The 17534-nt window shown below is 60.0% G+C and carries 14 protein-coding genes and 1 pseudogene; 4 read left to right on the top strand and 11 right to left on the bottom strand.

Annotated features, from left to right (window positions below):
• The first annotated feature begins 60 nt into the window (after window positions 1-60).
• Window positions 61-2061 carry a hypothetical protein gene (locus R2B70_RS08140; RefSeq protein ID WP_318163099.1) on the top strand — a complete coding sequence of 667 codons (2001 nt, stop codon included), beginning with the start codon at window positions 61-63 and terminating at the stop codon, window positions 2059-2061.
• Between the two features lie 71 nt (window positions 2062-2132).
• On the opposite strand, the gene glgC is transcribed toward R2B70_RS08140, so the two are convergent.
• Window positions 2133-3407: a glucose-1-phosphate adenylyltransferase gene (gene glgC, locus R2B70_RS08135; RefSeq protein WP_042075322.1), complete on the bottom strand. Its 1275-nt coding sequence runs from the start codon at window positions 3405-3407 to the stop codon at window positions 2133-2135.
• A 188-nt stretch (window positions 3408-3595) separates the two neighbouring features.
• Here glgC and R2B70_RS08130 point away from each other — a divergent pair, with 188 nt between their 5' ends.
• Window positions 3596-5233, top strand: coding sequence for an EAL domain-containing protein (locus tag R2B70_RS08130; RefSeq protein ID WP_209791900.1), 1638 nt, complete (start codon window positions 3596-3598; stop codon window positions 5231-5233).
• On the opposite strand, the gene R2B70_RS08125 is transcribed toward R2B70_RS08130, so the two are convergent.
• The 10 genes and pseudogenes from R2B70_RS08125 to R2B70_RS08080 form a co-directional block, all read right to left on the bottom strand.
• Entirely contained in the window at window positions 5196-5690 is a 495-nt protein-coding gene (locus tag R2B70_RS08125; RefSeq protein ID WP_209791891.1) for a hypothetical protein, read from the bottom strand. The two genes, R2B70_RS08130 and R2B70_RS08125, sit on opposite strands and share 38 nt — an antisense overlap.
• A 158-nt stretch (window positions 5691-5848) precedes the next feature.
• Complete coding sequence (locus R2B70_RS08120) at window positions 5849-6211, bottom strand: DUF2750 domain-containing protein (protein WP_042075319.1); 363 nt, start codon at window positions 6209-6211, stop codon at window positions 5849-5851.
• 124 nt (window positions 6212-6335) lie between these two features.
• Window positions 6336-7964 (bottom strand): methyl-accepting chemotaxis protein, encoded by a 1629-nt coding sequence (locus tag R2B70_RS08115; RefSeq protein ID WP_318163098.1) that lies wholly within the window; start codon window positions 7962-7964, stop codon window positions 6336-6338.
• A gap of 161 nt (window positions 7965-8125) precedes the next feature.
• Window positions 8126-9430, bottom strand: a complete 1305-nt coding sequence (locus R2B70_RS08110) for an inosine/guanosine kinase (RefSeq protein ID WP_042075314.1) — start codon at window positions 9428-9430, stop codon at window positions 8126-8128.
• A gap of 176 nt (window positions 9431-9606) precedes the next feature.
• Window positions 9607-9999 (bottom strand): MAPEG family protein, encoded by a 393-nt coding sequence (locus R2B70_RS08105; RefSeq protein WP_318163097.1) that lies wholly within the window; start codon window positions 9997-9999, stop codon window positions 9607-9609.
• A gap of 67 nt (window positions 10000-10066) precedes the next feature.
• Window positions 10067-11041: a ferrochelatase gene (gene hemH, locus R2B70_RS08100; protein ID WP_216990065.1), complete on the bottom strand. Its 975-nt coding sequence runs from the start codon at window positions 11039-11041 to the stop codon at window positions 10067-10069.
• A 114-nt stretch (window positions 11042-11155) separates the two neighbouring features.
• Window positions 11156-11800 (bottom strand): adenylate kinase, encoded by a 645-nt coding sequence (adk, locus tag R2B70_RS08095; RefSeq protein WP_005301834.1) that lies wholly within the window; start codon window positions 11798-11800, stop codon window positions 11156-11158.
• Window positions 11801-12084: 284 nt separating this feature from the next.
• On the bottom strand, window positions 12085-13998 hold the full coding sequence (gene htpG / locus R2B70_RS08090; protein ID WP_219144052.1) for a molecular chaperone HtpG: 1914 nt from the start codon (window positions 13996-13998) through the stop codon (window positions 12085-12087).
• Between the two features lie 135 nt (window positions 13999-14133).
• The gene (recR, locus tag R2B70_RS08085) at window positions 14134-14733 is read right to left on the bottom strand and encodes a recombination mediator RecR (RefSeq protein WP_318163096.1); all 600 of its coding nucleotides are present in this window, start codon (window positions 14731-14733) and stop codon (window positions 14134-14136) included.
• Between the two features lie 174 nt (window positions 14734-14907).
• Window positions 14908-15000, bottom strand: a pseudogene (locus R2B70_RS08080) (4Fe-4S binding protein); the annotation flags it as partial.
• A 733-nt stretch (window positions 15001-15733) separates the two neighbouring features.
• On the opposite strand from R2B70_RS08080, the gene R2B70_RS08075 reads away from it, so the two are divergent.
• Together R2B70_RS08075 and R2B70_RS08070 are read left to right on the top strand one after the other, a co-directional pair.
• Window positions 15734-16351 (top strand): hypothetical protein, encoded by a 618-nt coding sequence (locus R2B70_RS08075; protein ID WP_318163095.1) that lies wholly within the window; start codon window positions 15734-15736, stop codon window positions 16349-16351.
• 73 nt (window positions 16352-16424) lie between these two features.
• Complete coding sequence (locus R2B70_RS08070; protein ID WP_318163094.1) at window positions 16425-17030, top strand: hypothetical protein; 606 nt, start codon at window positions 16425-16427, stop codon at window positions 17028-17030.
• Window positions 17031-17534: the final 504 nt, after the last annotated feature.

Genomic DNA, 17534 nt, shown 5'->3' with positions numbered 1-17534 from the left:
ATTCTCATTTAGATTCATGAGAAGCGTCATAATAAAATCAAATATATGGGTGAAAAGGACATGAGAAAAACCGTACTGGTGCAGGCGATCGCCTGTGCGTTGCTCAGCAGTGCCGCGCACGCTGCCGTCAAGGTGGAAGACAAGACCTTCAACACCGCCGCCAACATGCTGGCCTACACCGAATTCGAGCTCTCCGGCGAGCCACTGGCCGAGGCCCTCGGCCTGGATCTGGATGTGCTGGACGCCAACCGCGCCGATGAGCCCACCCCGTTCGACTTCGCCGCCGGCATCGAATCCTATGAATACTCCGAAGAGGCCATGTACGCCCTCAACTACCAGTCCGGCATGGGCCCGCACCTGGTGAACGGGCCACAGAACCTGGCCCGTGGCGGCACCCTGGCCGACCTGGGCAAGCGGGTGCTGGCCATGGCCGAGGCCGTTGGCTTCCCGGCCGATGAAATCCCCCAGGGCATGTATCCCCTCTCCCTGCCCTACGCCTCCGCCAACCCGGAGTTCGCGCAAGCCGTGAACACCACCCCGGTCAATGGCGACCAGATCACCATCAAGACCGCCAAGGGCAACGAGAAGAGCGTCAAGACCCAGGTGCCGGCCTACTTCCGCGACTACGCCACCCTGCGCTGGAGCGGCAGCGACAACCTGCTGGTGCCGGCGGCCGTGGGCGGCATCCTGCTCAAGGAGGTGATGTGGTCCCAGGACTTCCTCGGCGGCATGCACGTGGCCGAGAGCGATGAAGAGGTGGAAGCGGCTTCCGCCACCATGGATCAGGACGGCAAGCACAAGCTGGGGGTCTCTGCCGCCGACGGCTTCAACGGCATGATGCTGACCGAGCAGTCCATCGACAAGCTGGCCATCCTGCAGGGCCAGCTCGGCTTCGACGGCAAGACTCTGGGCGCCAAGATCACCCCGCAGTACGATCCGGCCAAGGGTGTTGTCTACTTCCCCCATCAGGTGAAGGTCACCGAGACAGCCAAGAACGATGCGGGCGCCATCGGCAAGCTCGAGGTGGTGGACGGCTCCGCCCAGCTGCGCGACGCCTGGATGCTGCTGTGGCCCCTCTCCGAGTTCTACGCCTTCAGCGATCAGCGCACGGCCAACACCAACCAGAACCCGGCCTTCCACGCCGTGTTCGACGGTGCCCCGTTTGCCGCCGCGCCGGCCGCCAATCAGACCAATGATCTGGGCAAGGCGGTAGCGGGCAGCGATGCCTTCTCCCTGGCGCTGAACCTCTCCAACCTCACCTTCAAGAACCTCGATGCCCTGCACTTCAATGCCAAGGCCGGCACCCTGGTCGACAGCTGGCAGGCAGGCAAGCAGAGCAAGCACGTCACCACCTTCGACGCCGCCTACGCCCTGGTCGCCCTGCAGATCTTCCAGCGCGCCCAGGATGCCCTGCCGGTCGGCTACGCCGCCGGTGACAACGGCGAGCTGAACCTCAAGACCCAGCAGGGTCAGCAGGCGCTCGCGCTGGTGCGCAAGCAGGCCGATTTCATTCTCGCCAACCTCAAGGGCAAGAACGGCCTGGTACACGACGGTCTGACCCTGGGTGGCAAGCTTGACGCGGGCCAGTCCATCGAGGCGCAGTTTGCCGCCATCCGCGGCCTGACCGCCGCCTTCCTGGCCACCTCGGATGCCAAGTATCGCACCGCGGCCCGCGAGCTGTTCATCGCCACCGACAAGGCCTACTTCAATGCCAAGGCCGGTACCTGGCTCGCCGGTACGCGGGGCGAATACACCCCCTGGACCCAGGCCGCCATCTCCGGCGCCCTGCGCTCCGCCATGCTGAACCTGCGCAACGAAGGGGCCGAGAAGGCGCCCGAGCTGGAGCTGGCCCAGCTGACCCAGCAGTATGTCAGCTGGTTCCGCGGCACCAATAACGGCGGCATGCAGATGGCCGAGTGGGTCGGCGACTCCGGCGAGAACGTCATCGACGGCGCAGGCCATGACACCGACGAAGACGGCGTCCCCCAGGTGACCGCCGCCGGTGGCAAACACGGCACCGCCATGGTGATGGCCGGCAAGGCCCTGATCACCGAAAAATAATCAGCCACCGGCTGAATAAGCAAAGGGAGCCATAGCGGCTCCCTTTTTACTTGTGGCGTCTGGCAATGGCGTCACCCCAGTTTGGCCAGCATCTCCTTGGTCACCAGCACGATACCCTGCTCGGAGCGGTAGAAGCGGCGGACATCCTCGTCCGCATTCTCCCCCACCACCAGGCCGTCGGGCAGCTTGCAGCCCTTGTCCACCACCACCCGGCGCAACCGGCAGCCGGCCCCGATCTCGACCCCGGGGAAGATCACCGCCTGATCCAGGGTGCAGAAGGAGTGCACCCGCACATTGCTGAAGAGCACCGAGTTGAGCACGAAGGAGCCGCTGACGATGGATCCCCCCGCAAACATGGAGTTGATGGTCATGCCATGCTGGCCGTTTCTGTCCTGCACGAACTTGGCGGGCGGTGACATGTTCTGGCTGGTCCAGATGGGCCAGTTTTCGTCATAGATGTCGAGCTCGGGCACCACGGAGGCGAGATCCATGTTCGCCTCCCAGAAGGAGTCCAGGGTGCCCACGTCGCGCCAGTAGGGTTTTTGTCCCTCCCTGGCCCCGACGCAGGACATGGTGAACGGGTGGGCAAACGCCTTGCCCTCCCCCACGATGCGCGGGATCACATCCATGCCGAAGTCATGCTTGGACTCCTGGTTGTGGATGTCCTCCTCCAGCAGCTGATAGAGGTACTCCGCATCGAAGATGTAGATCCCCATAGAGGCCAGGGAGACCTGGTCATTCCCCGGCATGGCGGGCGGGTTGGCGGGTTTCTCCACGAAGGCGCGGATCTTGCGCTGCTCGTCGATGTCCATCACCCCAAAGGCGGACGCCTCCGCGCGCGGCACCTCGATGCAGGCCACCGTCACCTTGGCACCGAGGCGCACGTGATCGAGCAGCATGGCGGCATAGTCCATCTTGTAGATATGGTCACCCGCCAGCACCACTATGTATTTGGGGCCGTAGTCGCGGATGATGTCCACGTTCTGGTAGATGGCGTCCGCGGTGCCGCGATACCAGTGCACCTCGTCCACCCGTTGCTGGGCGGGCAGCAGATCGATGAACTCGTTCATCTGGTAGCGCAGGAAGGACCACCCCGATTGCAGGTGGCGCAGCAGGCTGTGGGACTTGTACTGGGTCACCACACCCACCCGGCGGATGCCGGAGTTGATGCAGTTGGAGAGCACGAAGTCGATGATGCGGAATTTGCCGCCAAAATGGACGGCGGGCTTGGCGCGGTTGTCGGTCAACTGCTTCAGGCGGCTGCCCCGTCCCCCTGCGAGCACCAAGGCCATACTCTGATTCAATAGTTGCCGTGCTTTGGCTGTGTCTACGGGTTCTAGCAACATATCTACCTCTGCTCTGTTGGGGCTGTTTTCAACCCATCTTCGCCTTTTTTACAGACTGTGAAAGTGTTTTCACTCACATTTAGTTGCATTCCGCCGGCGCTTTATCATGGAGTTGCGTGAGTACTCATGTATTGCGCCTGCGACTTGGTTAGAATTTCTACATCACGAACATCATCAAGGATGGAACGATGTTGAACAAAGATGAGGGGAACCTGCTGCTGGTCAGCGCGCTGGTCTGCATTCCCATGCTGCTGCTGCAGGGGATCCTGCTCGCTCCCCCCGCCTCGCCGCTCACCCTGCTGCTGGTCATGACGACCACCCTGACGGGCTTTGCCCTGCTGCTCTTTCTCACCCACAGCGTGCGTCGGGGGGAACGGGCGAGGCAGGAGCAGCGCTGGCTGCAGGCGCTGCAGCAGCGCGACCCCGCCATGCTGGACAGCGTAGAGGCACAGACGGCACTGCGCCAGTTGCTCGCCTCCTTCAATGAGGCCGAACTCGACGCCCATCGCCAGATCACCGAGCTGCACAACCAGGCGACCCGGGACGAGATGACGGGCCTGCACAACCGCCATGCCTTCAGGCGCGATCTGACCGAGCTGTTGCAGCAGGAGAACACCCAGACCGCCATCCTGGTGCTGATCCGCGCCACCGAGCTCGGCAAGCTCAACGCCCAGCGCGGTTTCCAGTCCGGCGATGCCTACATCCGGGACATCGCCGCCCTCATCAGCCACACGGTGAGCCGCTTCCCCGGCCACCAGGTCTATCGCATCTCGGGCGCCGACTTTGCGGTCCTGATGCCGCCCCTGGCCCAGATCCCCCCGCACCTGCTGGGACGGGATCTGAAACTCGCCTTCGATCGCTATCAGCACGACCATGAGCTGGAGAGCGCCGCCTACTCGGGCATGACCCGGCTCAGCAGCGAGCAGAAGATAGAGGCCATCCTGGCCAGGGCGGATCTGGCGCTGGCGCGGGCCCAGACGGAGGCAGTCAACGGCTGGGCCATCCAGCAGAGCGACGAGGTGGTCGAAATTCAGGGGCAACGCCACTGGACCCAGGTATTGACCGAGCTGCTGGAGCAGGAGAGCGTCAGCTTCACCAGCCAGTCCATCCAGCCCCTGCATCGCGGCATGCTGGCCTATCACGAGATCTACCCCCGTTTTTGCAGCAGCGACGGCACCGTGCTGCCAAGCGACACCCTGCTCGCCATGGCACAGCGACTGGACATGGTGCTGCGCCTGGCCCAGATGGTGATCCGCCACGTCATCCGCCAGTACAGGGCGTTCGGCAACCACAGCAGCCGCTGGGGCCTCAACCTGCCGGGTAGCCTGCTGCAAAACAGCGCCTTCCTGATCTGGCTCGACCATCAGCTGCAAAAGGATCCCGATATCGGGGCCAACCTGGTGTTCGAGCTCGACGAGGAGCACCTGGAGCGCAACCTGACGGGGGCCAAGCGGCTGTTCGAGCTGCTCAGGCGCCACGGCAGCCGCTCGGCCATCTGCAACTTCGGCAAGGGGATCGGCTCCTTCAGCCTGTTTCGCGAGCTCAAGCCCGACTACATCAAGCTGGATCCCGGCCTCATCACCGAGCTGGAGCAGGATCTCACCAACCAGCAGTTCGTGCGGATGATAGTCGACGTCTCCCATCGCATGGGTTGCCTGGTGATTGCGGAGGGGGTGGAGCAGATAGGACAGAAGCAGATGCTGCAGAGCATGTACGTGGACGGCCTGCAGGGCTATCTGATCGCCCGACCCCAGGAGCTGGGGCCGGAGATGGGTCAGCAGGGGATCTTCACGGAGAGCGTTTCAGCTTCAACAGGGTCAGAATGATGTCGTTGAGCTGGCGATAGCGCTCCAGCTCTTTCTGGTCGTAACGAGTCGCCAGCATGGTCGGGTTGTGGCGATGCTTGAGGTAACGGTTGATCTGCAGACGGTTGAACCCGGCCACCTTGTAGACTTGGCCGAGCAGAGCATTGAGTTCGTCGTCCGCGAGTCCGGCCCGGGCCAGGTAATCGTCCTGGGAGGGGCTCTCCAGCCGGCAGCTCTGCTTGTCCAGATGGCCGCGCTCCTGCAGGTAGGCGAGCCACTGCTCCACATAAAGCGGCTTGCAGCCCCCCAGCAGGTTGAAGTAACCCACCGCATCGCAGCGACAGCCGGTCAGCAGCACCAGGGCCAGCTCGTCGTTGTCGCACTGGAAGCTCACCGGGCCGCTCTGGCCCCAGTCCAGCGCCTGCACCCGGATCTGCGCCTGCGCCCCCGCTCGTGTGGTCACGTCAAAGACAAACATGTCATCTCCCGATCGGCAAAGGGATCATGATGACCCATCGGGGGAGCGGGTGCAAAGCCAAAACGCCTTTTCAGCCGGGTTCAGGGCCCAGCATAAAAAAACCGGTCCCTCGCGGGAACCGGTTTCTGGGGATGGACAGGGCTGTCGCCGGGGCGGACTCAGGCGTCCAGCTCGACCAGCGCCTTGGCCAGCTCGATGGGCTCGAGCTCCTGGCCTTCCAGATCGGCGTTCCAGTTCGGGCCGACCAGCACGTCGTCCTCGTCCAGATCGTTGATCCAGATGTCGAGAAACTCTTCCAGCTCGATCACCTCGGGCTCGTAATCCGCCCACTCGTCCACGCAGTGCAGACGGGCATCGGCCTCCGCGGACCAGAGCGGCATAACGTCGGCGTCCTCGAACTCGGCGGAGCGGCACACCACCCAGTCTTCACCGTAGCGCAGACCCCACACCTGACCCGACTCGCGGACTTCTTCGATGAACAGCTGGAAATTGGCGTCAAGATTGTCAGTTAGTTTGCTCATGGGGTCTCTCTCTTGCAAAGCAATGGCAGGCAGTCGGCCAGGGCTGGCCGAGAATGGGGCTGATGGTGTCCCAAAAGCCCCCCAGACTCAAGCCTTATCCCCAAAAAGACAGGGATAAACGCCGTCAGATGCGATATTGCGCCACCAGGGCGCTCAATTCGTCGCAGGCGAGCGCCAGTTGCCCGGACGCCTGCTCGGTCAGGCGGTTCTGGGCCAGGGCATCCGCCGCCAGCTGGGTGATGGCCACCAGCCGCTGGTTGATCTCCTCCGCCGCCCGGCTCTGCTCGGCCGCCGCCGTGGCGATCTGTCCATTCATGGCGGTGATGGTGTGCACGGATCCATCGATGGCATGGATGGCGGCGTCCGCATCACCGGCCCGGTCGGCGGTCGAGCGGGAGAGCTGCTGCAACTGGGTGATCCCGCCGACCACCTTGCCCGCCCCCTCCTGCAGCCGCTGTATCATCTGCCGGATCTCGTCGGTGGAGCTGTGGGTGCGGGTCGCCAGGGTGCGCACCTCGTCGGCGACCACGGCAAAACCGCGCCCCTGTTCGCCGGCCCGGGCGGCCTCGATGGCGGCGTTGAGGGCCAGCAGGTTGGTCTGCTCCGCCACCCCGCGGATCACGTCGAGCACGGAGCCAATCTGCTGGGTCTCCTGCTCCAGCCGGCTCACCGCCTGCACCGTCTCCACCATCTCGTCCGCCAGCTGGCGGATGGTCTCCCGGGTCTGGGCCACCACCTGGCGGCCATGCTGGGCCAGATTGAGCGCCGAGTCCGCCGCATCGGCTGCCTGGGCCGCGTGCTGGCCCACCTCGCGGCTGCTCACCGTCATCTGTTCCATGGCGCTGGCCACCCTCAGGGTATCCTGCTCCTGACCGGTGACGATGGCGCCGGTGCGATCGACAATCCGCTCCAGTTGATGGGCCTGCTCCCGGTTCTGGCTCGCGATCTGCTGGCTGCGTGCCACCAGTTGCGCCATCTGGCCGGCGAAGAGGTTGAAGTTGACGCTGAGCTGGCTCAGCTCGTCCCGCCCCGACTCAGGCAGGCGAAACCTCAGGTCCCCCTCCCCCCTGGCGATGTTGCCAAGGGCCGACACCGACTGGGAGAGCGGCACGACGATGCTGCGCACGATGAGGCCGACCACGGCAAACAGCAGAACGGCCAGCACCAGCCCTATGCCGAGCAGGGTGCGTAGCACCTCCTGGTACTGGGCCTCGACGTCGTCCACATAGACGCCGGTGCCGATGATCCAGTCCCAGGGGGCGAAGCGCTTGATGTAGGAGATCTTGCGCACCGGCTCGTCCACCCCGGGCTTGGGCCAGTAGTAGGCGACCTCCCCCGCCCCCTGCGCCCTCGCCAGATCGGCGAAGGCGACGAACAGCCTGAGCCCCTGCTTGTCCTCCACTCCGGAGAGATCCTTGCCGTCCAGCTCGGGCTTCATGGGGTGCATCACCATGGTGGGGTGGCTGTCGTTGATCCAGAAGTAGTCCTCCTCGCCATAGCGCAGCCCCCTGAGCAGCGCCAGCGCCTCGGCCTTGGCGCTCGCCTCGTCCAGCTCCCCCTTGCGCACTCTGGCCTCCAGTCCCGCCACCAGGCTGTAGGCGGTCTCGACCTGGGCCCGGGTCTGGCGGCTCTTCTCCCCCATCAACCCCTGGTGATAGACCTGCAGGGAGAAGAACAGCAGCAGTCCCAGCAGCGCCAGTACCATCAGGGTCACCAGCGACAGGCGCCGCCCGATACTCCATTGTCTCAACATACCCTCACCCCGCATCCGCTACATGTCGTTAACACAAGGTATGTCGCCGGGGCGCGGACTGTCCACGATGCACGCAAAAGCGATGCCAAAAACATGATCCAGCCCAAAAATAAGAAAGGGTGCCTGATGGCACCCTTTGGATTCATGACCGGCCGGCGCCATCAGCGCTCCCAGTACACCTCTTCCAGGCTGTCTTCCTTCTCGGGCAGGCCCCGGGAGAGGCGCGGGCTGCTCTGGGCCAGCACCTCGTAGCTGACCCGGTTGGCGTACTTGCACACCTGAGCCAGGGAGGAGTAGGTGAGGAACTCGGAGAGGTGCTTGGCGGAGTTCGGCACGTTCATGCGGTGGTAGGCGTTGGCCACCATGTCGTGCAGCACCGCGGAGAGCGCCCCGTCACCGGCGCCGTTGGTGTTCTTGATCTTCTCCGGGCCGCCCATGTAGGGGGAGATATGGGAGTAGATCCGCGCCGGCTTGCGGCACTTGTCCCGGGCCATGGGGCGGCTGAACTCGTACATGTTGAACTCGGGGATGACGCCGGGCAGCAGGGTGTGGGTGGTCTCGCGCTTGTAGTCCTCGTCGGTGTAGCTCGCCATGTAGAGGCCGATGGGGCCGGCGGTGCAGAGCACCATGTCCGCCCAGTCCAGCGCCTTGTCGGCCGCGCCGAGCGGATCCTTTATCCCGGTCAGGGCCTCCGCCTCATCCTCGTTCATGGCGAGCACGGTCACGTTCTCGCTGATGAAGTCGCGCCACCACTGGGGATTCTCGTCGATGACGAAGCGGGTGCCCAGGGTCAGCACCACGGGCACGCCGGCCTCGCGGGCATAGCGCACGGCGGCCATGGCGGCCTCCTTCATGGGGGTACCGTCGGCACCGCGCACCAGGTAGGCGGTGATCACCAGGGCCGAGGCCTCCTTGATGATGGACTCGGGGATGTGGTCCACGTCCAGATGGTCCATCTTGCCGGCGTTGATGCCAAAGCTGCGCTCCCCCCCTTCGGTGATGAAGGTGAAGCAGCGGCCGACCGGGCCGTCCACCGGCTGCAGGTAGTCCAGGTTGACCCGGGACGAGGTGTTGCACAGATAGCGGTAGGCGTAGCTGCCGATGCGGATGTCCTGGCTCATGACCCCGAGCAGGATGGAGTGGGAATCCGCCAGCACGGAGTAGTTGTGCATGGTGTTGCCTATGGTGCCGCCGGCAAACTCGCTCACCACCATGTTGTTGGCCTTGAGCTCGTTGTAGACCTGTTCGGCCACCTCGTCGGAGATGAGCATGGAGTGACCCTTGCTCAGGCCGTACCGGTTCAGGAAGTCCTCGTCCACATGGGCTTCGATGTCCACCAGAGTCTGATCGATGCCCACCACATAGGCCTTGCCCAGTTCGGTGAGCTGGGAGCTCTGCGGGATCAGGGGATCCCGTCTGTCGACCGGGAAGTAGTGTTTGGACTTGCGCTGACCGGGAAATTTCATGGCGATGTTCTGTGCTCTGGGGAAAAGAGGGGCGGGATTTTAACACAATCCACCACGCCGAAAAGTCGCACGATTGAATTTTGAGGTCAGTATAGACAAGGGGTTGCGGGGCAAACGTTTGATCTTTCGCCCTCAAAAAAACCACCCCGTGACGGGGTGGTTTTGCGGGGTGACATTCAGCTTTGCGAGAGTCCCTGCACCAGGGCCAGCACCGAGAAGATACCCAGCGACAGCCAGGAGAAGAGGGTGCCGAAGAGGCGCGGCTTGTTGGGGGCCCTGGGGATCTGGATGCCGATGGCGTGCAGGATGCGCCCCACCAGCAGCAAGACACCGCCGAGGTGCAGCCAGAAGGCCCCGACGCCCGCCAGCTCGCACAGGGCCATCAGCAGCAGGGTGAGGGGCACGTACTCGGCAAAGTTGCCGTGGGCGCGGATGGCGGCGAGCATCTCGGGTGCCTCCCCTTCCCCTATCATCACCTTGAACTGGGCGCGGCGCTTGACCACCCAGAACGAGAGCAGCAGGAACAAGAGCCCGAGCAGGCCGGCGTAGATCAGCGTGATATGCATCATCAAGACACTCCTTTATCGTGAAACCCGGGCATCCGCCGTCCTGAACGCGGCCGGATGCAGACAATCATCACGCCAGCTCGCGGCAGATCAGCGACACCATCATGCGGATATGGGCCTGATCGCTGTTGAGGGCCGGGATGTATTCAAACTGCTCGCCACCGGCGTCCATGAAGATCTCCCGGTTCTGCACCTGGATCTCCTCCAGGGTCTCGAGGCAATCCGCCGAAAAAGCCGGGCAGATGACGTCGAGCCGCTTGACGCCGCGGGCGGGCAATCCCGCCACTGTCTGGTCCGTGTAGGGCTTGAGCCACTCCTCCTTGCCGAAGCGGGACTGGAAGCTCGCGGTCCACTGCTCGGGGGCGAGCCCGAGGGCCTCCGCCAGCAGGGCGGCGGTGCGCCTGCACTGCTGGCCATAGGGATCCCCCTCCCGCTCGTAGCGCTCGGGAATGCCGTGGAAGGACATCAGCAGATGCTCCCCCTGGCCGTGCTGCTCCCAGTGGCGACGTACACTCATGGCCAGGGCCTGGATGTACTCCGGGTGGGCGTGGTAATCGCGGATGAGCCGCACCACCGGCAGGTTGCGCTCCTGCTTCATCGCCCTGGCCCAGGCATCGAACACAGAGGCTGTGGTGCTGACCGAATACTGGGGATAGAGCGGCAACAGGATCACCCGGTTGACCCCCTGGGCCTTGAGGGCCTGCCAGCCCTCGTCCAGGGAGGGGGAGCCATAGGTCATGGCCAGCGCCACCGGCACCTCGACCCCTTCCCGCTTGAGCTCCTGCTCCAGGGCCGCGCGCTGCTGCTGGCTGATGACCATCAGGGGCGAGCCCTGCTCTGTCCACACCTGCCGATAGAGCCTGGCCACCTTGGGCGAGCGCGTCGGCAATATGATGAAGTGGAGCAGGGGGCACCAGAGGTAGCGCGGCAGGTCGACGACCCGCTGATCGTGCAGAAACTGGCTGAGAAACGCCTTGACGGCGGCCGTGGTCGGCGCGGCTGGGGTACCCAGATTGACCAGCAAGATCCCGGTTTTCGTGGTCACGTTTGCTTCCTGTCTTTCTGTTGCGATGTCTGAATGCAAGAAAGGGCCCATGCCGGGCCCTTGTCTCAATGGCGCATTGCCGCTGGCCCCTTGGGGACGATGGCAATGGCGGGCTTAGCCCAGGATGGTCGCCAGCTGCTTGCTGACCAGTTCCACCGGCTGGGTGCCGTCGATCTTGACGTAACGGGTGTTGCCCGCTTCCGCTTCCTTGCCGTAGAAGCCGATGAGCGGTGCGGTCTGCTGATGGTAGACATCCAGACGCTTGCGCACCGTGGTCTCTTCGTCGTCGGCACGGATCACCAGATCCTCGCCGGTCACGTCATCCTTGCCTTCCACCTTCGGCGGGTTGAACACCACGTGGTAGGTACGGCCGGAGCCGGAGTGCACGCGGCGGCCGCTCATGCGCTTGACGATCTCTTCGTCAGGCACGTCGAACTCCAGCACGAAGTCCACCGCCACGCCGGCATCCTTCATGGCTTGCGCCTGGGGAATGGTGCGGGGGAAGCCGTCCAGCAGGAAGCCGTTGGCGCAATCCGGTTGCGCGATGCGTTCTTTGACCAGGCCGATGATGATGTCGTCGGAGACGAGCTGACCTGCGTCCATCACGGCCTTGGCCTTGAGGCCCAGCTCGGTGCCCGCCTTGATCGCCGCACGCAGCATGTCGCCGGTGGAGATCTGCGGAATACCGTGTTTTTCCATGATGAACTGAGCCTGGGTACCCTTGCCGGCGCCCGGAGCTCCCAACAGAACAATGCGCATACACGCTCCTAGTTGATTGGTTATTCAATTCTTGAGAAGGCAAAAAACTACACGTTTTCGCCCGTATTAACAAGCTCGCCCCGTGTGAGTGGCCAGATTATCACCACTTTCCCGCCCCGTCTCTGCGACCAAAGACGCAGACGACAACACCGAAAAATGATTGAAAATGCAGCACTCACCCGAAGCGGGCAATAGCGATCCCTGGGCCGCCTCCTCCCGCACACAGGGGCGGCGTCGGCCACAAAAAAAAGCCCACTGCATGCAGTGGGCCTTGGGTCAGGGGATCACGCCTGCAGCAGCAGACGGTTGATGCGGGAGACGAAGCTCGCCGGGTCGTTCAGCCCGCCCTGCTCCGCCAGCTGGGCCTGTTCATGCAGGAGGGCGACCCACTCGCCAAACAGGCTGTCGTCTTCGATGGTGCCGAGCTTCTTCACCAGAGCGTGGTCGGGGTTGAGCTCCAGGATGTACTTCTGCTCCGGCACCGGCTGGCCGGCGGCGCGCATCAGCTTGATCATCTGGGTGCTCATGCCGTAGGCGTCGGTGACGATGCAGGACGGAGAGTCGGTCAGGCGGTGGGTGACGCGCACCTCTTTCACCGCATCCCCGAGGCTCTTCTTGACCCGCTCCACCAGGCCGGCGTTGGCTTTTTCAGCCTCCTCCTGCGCCTGTTTGGCGGCCTCGTCTTCCAGATCGCCGAGGTCCAGCTCGCCACGGGTGACGGAGACCAGCTGCTTGCCGTCGAACTCGGTGAGGTGGCTCATCAGCCACTCGTCCACCCGCTCCCACATCAGCAGCACTTCGACGCCCTTCTTGCGGAAGATCTCGAGGTGCGGGCTGTTCTTGGCCGCGGCATAGGAGTCGGCGGTGATGTAGTAGATCTTCTGCTGGCCTTCCTTCATGCGGCCAACGTAATCCTCGAGAGAGACGGTCTGGGCTTCGCCCTCGCCGGCGGTGCTGGCGAAGCGCAGCAGCTTGGCAATCTCTTCGCGGTTCGCGTAATCCTCGGCCGGGCCTTCTTTGAGCACATTGCCGAACTCGCTCCAGAACTTGGCGTACTTCTCGGCATCATCCTTGGCCAGCTTGGCCAGCATGGTGAGCACGCGCTTGGAGCAGGCCTTGCGCAGGGAAGCGGTCACCTTGTTGTCCTGCAGGATCTCGCGGCTGACGTTGAGCGGCAGATCGTTGGAGTCCAGCACCCCTTTCACGAAGCGCAGGTAGGTCGGCATGAACTGCTCGGCGTCATCCATGATGAAGACGCGCTGCACGTAGAGCTTGAGGCCGTGCTTCTGCTCGCGGTTGTAGAGATCGAACGGCGCGCGGGCCGGGATGTAGAGCAGGCTGGTGTACTCCTGGGCCCCTTCCACCCGGTTGTGACCCCACAGCAGCGGATCCTCGAAGTCGTGGGCGACGTGCTTGTAGAACTCCTGGTACTCCTCGTCCTTGATGTCCTTCGGGTTGCGGGTCCAGAGCGCGGTGGCGCGGTTGACCTGCTCCCACTCCCCCGGGGTACCAACGATGGTTTCACCGTCCTCTTCCCGATCCGGGGTGCCCTCTTTATACATCTCCACCGGCACGCTGATGTGGTCGGAATACTTGGCGACCACGGAGCGCAGGCGCCAGTCGTCCAGGAACTCCTCCTCCTCGGCGCGCAGGTGCAGGATGACGTCGGTGCCGCGGCCCTCTTTGGTCACGTCGGCCACGGTGAAGGAGCCTTCCCCCTCGGATTCCCACTGCACGCCCTGACCCGGCTCGCTGCCGGCGGCGCGGGAGATGACGGTCACCTTGTCAGCCACGATGAAGGCGGAGTAGAAGCCCACCCCGAACTGACCGATCAGCTGGGAGTCCTTGCCCTGATCACCGGAGAGGTGCTTGAAGAATTCGGCGGTGCCGGATTTCGCTATGGTGCCCAGGTGCTCGATCACCTGGTCACGGGTCATGCCGATGCCGTTGTCCGAAATGGTCAACGTCTTGTTCTCTTTGTCCACCACCAGGCGCACGCGCAACTGGCCGTCGTTTTCGAACAAAGAGGCATCGGAAAGCGCCTTGAAGCGCAGCTTGTCCGCCGCATCGGATGCGTTGGAGATCAGCTCGCGCAGGAATACTTCTTTGTTGGAGTAGAGGCTGTGAGCCATCAGGCTCAGCAGTTGTTTGACTTCAGTCTGAAAGCCGTGGGTTTCGGCGTGAACACTTTGGGTCATCGACCAATCCTCAAAACGTCGGGTTGAACAGATTCCCAAGCTAGATGGGGTTGGCCTTTCAAATATCAAGGGGCGAAGATGCAAACTTGCATGCCCACCCCTTGTTTGTACGAAATATGTTCGCCGAACAGCGGTTTAGAGACGCTGGCGCCCCATCAGGGAGTGGGAAAGCGTGGTGCCATCCACCAGCTCCAGCTCCCCGCCCACCGGCACCCCGTGGGCGATGCGGCTCACCTCGACCCCGGCGGCCCGCGCCATGTCGGCGATATACCAGGCGGTGGCATCCCCCTCTATGGTGGGGTTGGTGGCGAGGATCAGCTCCTTGATGTGCTCATCCTTGAGGCGCCGCTCCAGGATCTCCAGCCCCAGCTCCTCCGGGCCTATGCCGTCGAGCGGCGACAGGTGGCCCATCAGCACGAAGTAGCGGCCGGAGAACTGGCCGGTCTGCTCGATGGCGGCCACGTCCGCCGGACTCTCCACCACACAGAGCAGGCCGTTCTCCTCGCGCTTGGGATTGGCGCAGATCTCGCAGCGATCGTTCTCGGTAAAGGTGCGGCAGTGGCTGCAGTGACCTATTTCGGTCAGCGCCCGATTTAGCAGGGAGGCGAGACGCAAGCCGCCGCTGCGCTCGCGCTCCAGCAGGGTAAACGCCATGCGCTGGGCAGATTTCGGGCCCACGCCCGGCAAGACCTGCAGCGCCTTCATCATCTCATCGAGCAGGGGACTGAATTTCATGGGGATATCCTTTAAAGCCGCGCCGAAGGAGTGATTCGGCCCGCTTGCCTGCAGCGGCGCCGACTCCTCCATCCGAACCTATCTTGTTGGCGCAGGACTATACCCGAGCCGGCCCCGAGCGCCAATGATCGGTGCCTCACCGAGTGGCTACTCAAGGCAGCCTCCACTCTGGACGCAACGCCCGGTCCGGCATGAAACGGCGCAGGCCATCTCACAGGTACGACACCCAATACAGAGACTGGGATCTGCAATCACGAAGCTGTTTATAGAGAGGGATCCTAAATGGTTCGTTACGCCCGACCGCCCTCCCCCATCTGGCAGGCGACAACACGGTCTGCCTCCACAAGGCATTTATCAGACCAACACCGGAAGATGGCCCACCAAAAAATAACAAGACAATGAAAATAAAGGGATAATCTGGATGATAAAGGCGGTATTTGCCGCAACTGACCAGAGTGACGAAGGGGCTGTCCCCCTGATCTACATAACAAAAGTGACGAGCTCGACACCGGCTGACAAGCCCCTACCCCAGCCGTGTAACGGAGCAGTTCAATGGGGTTTGAAGCAAGGATCGGGCACCATAAACCAGACAAGCAGAGGGACAACATCCGGGGAGAAAAGCCATGCCAAGGGCCAAAAATAGGATGCGCCACACGCAAAAGCAGCTTGGTGCGGTGGCAAGTTGTTTAGTTTTGCTATCGAGCAAGCAAGTCATCATCAAGTAAAACTAAACAAAAAAAGGCCACTTATTGACTGATTTGTTGAGCCAGAGCCGGTTTTAGGCCCCTGCCCCCTTCAGTTTTCTATCCCTCCGGTTAATATGTGCCACTTGGCAACGCTTCGTTGAAGTGCGTTACCATGCAGATGGGAAATTAATAGGACAGATTAAAAAAACAAAATGGGACTCTGACACTTAGGAAATAAGTGAGGATGGCAAAACAAACCCTCCAACCAGACAAACAATTCCTTAACGTAAAAATTACAAATATGGAGGAAGTCAGTGAAACTGTATAAGCAGGACGATGGTTTTCTGGAACATATGGTTAAAATATCAACAATCCTAAGTTTAGGCTTTGGTGTCTGGGCATATTTCAGCACTATTCATCCTGTATTTGAGAAAGAAAAAGAGTTACAACAAGCAAAAATTGAAAACCAATCTCTTATCTCTACAAAAAATGAATTAACCAACCAAATAAAAGACTTAAATGGTAAAATTATCGAGCATCAAAAATCGATTGCTTCGCTGAACGTTCAAGAATCTAAACTTAGCTTATTGATAAAAGAAAAAGAGAGTGAGTTAAAAACCGTTAACTCTAAGTTAGGTGAAGCAAGAACAATAGCGGTCGTAAACAAACTTAATTACTACATGGATAAAATTATAAATGGCTATCTTTTATCAATAACCACTGGTAAAAAGAACACTTTTGACGCTGTAGAGTACGCAGAAAATTTATTAAAAACTCACAAACAGGATGATAGTGATCCATATAATGAAGAAGCATATATGTTTCTAAAACGCTATGTCGCCAGCTTCAATGGTAAAAAAATTTTTGGAGATGATTCAATTACCTTTGCCGTCACTTTGCCATTCCTATATAAAAAAGAGCACAATTTATGAAAAATATATGGTGCCCTTTAGGTATTGAATGTAAACAATAGAGATCATTATTAATTATACAGGGGTTATTGATATGAATGAGTACTTATCAATTGGGGCAACCATTATTGCATCTTTGGGTGGCAGTGGGGCAATTATTCTTGGCCTGTCAAATTATTTGGGTAAACTATGGGCCGAACGTCTTATGGCGACAGAAAGGGCCAATCATGAACAAAAATTAGAGCGTCTAAGAATCCAGCTACAAAAAGAAAACCAGCTACAAAAAGAAAACCAGCTACATTTGGCAGAATTAAATAATGATTTGGAAATTTATAAACAAACTCACCTAAGAGAACATAGTGATAAATTAGTTATTTATAGGGCCACGATTGATCTCGTGGCAATAATGCTGGCCAAAGTTGAGATGATTGTATTGCAACATAAAAGAGAATTATCTCCTGAAGAAAAAGAAAAATTTGAAACAGAAAGACTGAAAATATATGGTTATCTTGCAATGATCGCACCGCAAGAAGTCATGGATGCTAATGATGCGTTTATAGATCAATTGTTGGCTATCGTATTTGATGGAGAAACAACAAGTTGGGAGTTAATAAGAACAAAGGCATTATGTTTAACAAATGCAATGAGACGAGATATTGGCATAGATAAATCAGATGTAGCATATAATGGCAATCGATAAAATCGACCAAGTCTGATATGAAAAACGCACTGTATGATGCTCCCATATTGAGAACTGTTGTTAGTGTCGTTGGGTGAAATAAGCGCAGCGCATTGCACCTCTTGCCTCTTTTTATACTTGGTGCAATTTACTTCGTTCATGTTCCCCTACTCTCTCCCTTCTGGCAAATAAAGACTCCATTGCCACCCAACCCCGGCCTCTTTACCCACCTCACCATCAATTTATTGGCCAGCATTTTATCGTTTATTTTTCGAACAGATTAACAGGAAACACTGGCCAAAAAGAAAACGCATATAAAACAGTTGCTTGCCTGTCACTCGGTGGGGCATTTCAATCAACGGCCAATTAATGATTTCACTCAAAATGACCTTTTGATTATTTATACCTGAACATACTCCCACAGACTCTGTGTCATCATACGCCAAATCGCAGATAAACAGACTGTGTCCCATGATGAGCCTATTTCTATCCAGCTAACCCCCGCTTCCATTGCAATCCTTGAAT

It is taken from the genome of Aeromonas sp. XH (assembly GCF_033348475.1).
Taxonomy (GTDB): Bacteria; Pseudomonadota; Gammaproteobacteria; order Enterobacterales; family Aeromonadaceae; genus Aeromonas; species Aeromonas sanarellii.
The sequence above is the reverse complement of the archived record's forward strand: the minus strand, read 5'-3'. Positions and strand labels throughout refer to the sequence as shown.

Excerpts from the sequence above, each read along its gene's own strand:
- R2B70_RS08140 (WP_318163099.1), top strand. The coding sequence starts at position 61 with ATGAGAAAAACCGTACTGGTGCAGGCGATCGCCTGTGCGTTGCTCAGC.
- glgC (WP_042075322.1), bottom strand. The coding sequence starts at position 3,407 with ATGTTGCTAGAACCCGTAGACACAGCCAAAGCACGGCAACTATTGAAT.
- R2B70_RS08130 (WP_209791900.1), top strand. The coding sequence starts at position 3,596 with ATGTTGAACAAAGATGAGGGGAACCTGCTGCTGGTCAGCGCGCTGGTC.
- R2B70_RS08125 (WP_209791891.1), bottom strand. The coding sequence starts at position 5,690 with ATGTTTGTCTTTGACGTGACCACACGAGCGGGGGCGCAGGCGCAGATC.
- R2B70_RS08120 (WP_042075319.1), bottom strand. The coding sequence starts at position 6,211 with ATGAGCAAACTAACTGACAATCTTGACGCCAATTTCCAGCTGTTCATC.
- R2B70_RS08115 (WP_318163098.1), bottom strand. The coding sequence starts at position 7,964 with ATGTTGAGACAATGGAGTATCGGGCGGCGCCTGTCGCTGGTGACCCTG.
- R2B70_RS08110 (WP_042075314.1), bottom strand. The coding sequence starts at position 9,430 with ATGAAATTTCCCGGTCAGCGCAAGTCCAAACACTACTTCCCGGTCGAC.
- R2B70_RS08105 (WP_318163097.1), bottom strand. The coding sequence starts at position 9,999 with ATGATGCATATCACGCTGATCTACGCCGGCCTGCTCGGGCTCTTGTTC.
- adk (WP_005301834.1), bottom strand. The coding sequence starts at position 11,800 with ATGCGCATTGTTCTGTTGGGAGCTCCGGGCGCCGGCAAGGGTACCCAG.
- htpG (WP_219144052.1), bottom strand. The coding sequence starts at position 13,998 with ATGACCCAAAGTGTTCACGCCGAAACCCACGGCTTTCAGACTGAAGTC.
- recR (WP_318163096.1), bottom strand. The coding sequence starts at position 14,733 with ATGAAATTCAGTCCCCTGCTCGATGAGATGATGAAGGCGCTGCAGGTC.
- R2B70_RS08070 (WP_318163094.1), top strand. The coding sequence starts at position 16,425 with ATGAATGAGTACTTATCAATTGGGGCAACCATTATTGCATCTTTGGGT.